This window comes from Vibrio sp. 378 (assembly GCF_033339435.1).
Map to the genome: position 1 here is coordinate 1 of NZ_JAWOUO010000984.1, position 556 is coordinate 556.

The following is a 556-nucleotide window of genomic DNA, read 5'->3' on the forward strand; positions in this document are numbered from 1 at the left end:
GACGATCTGATTCCGCTCATCGAACAATACATGCAGGTGTGGTACCTCACCATTCCGCTGTTGGTGATCCCAATGGCGGGCAACAGTGCGATCCGTGCCACTGGCGACACTAAGACACCCGCTAAGATCATGATGTTGGCCGGTCTGATCAACGGCATGCTCGATCCACTATTGATTTTCGGTTACGGCCCTTTCCCAGAACTTGGCATTCAAGGCGCCGCTAGAGCGAGTGCCTTTAGTTGGCTAGGCGCTTTGTGCGGCTCTTTCTATGTGTTGGTGAAACGCGAAAAACTGCTCGCACAACCTCAATGGGCCTCATTGAAACAAGATTGGCAACAGACGTTAAAAATTGGCACCCCTGCAGCGCTATCCAATGCGATGAATCCGTTGTCGGGCGCGATTTTGATGATGCTGCTATCTAGCCACGGCACGGCAGCGGTGGCAGCTTACGGCGCTGCGCAGCGTATTGAGTCGATTCTGATCTTAGTGTTGATGTCGCTGACCTCCGCACTCACGCCATTTATGGCGCAGAACTTAGGGGCAAAAAATCCTCAGC

General features: G+C 53.1%; 1 protein-coding gene. It reads left to right on the forward strand.

Translation table 11 applies throughout. The features are described from left to right. Nucleotides 1-556: MATE family efflux transporter (locus R7Q48_RS29930; protein ID WP_318134027.1), on the forward strand; the 556-nt coding region annotated here is incomplete at both ends.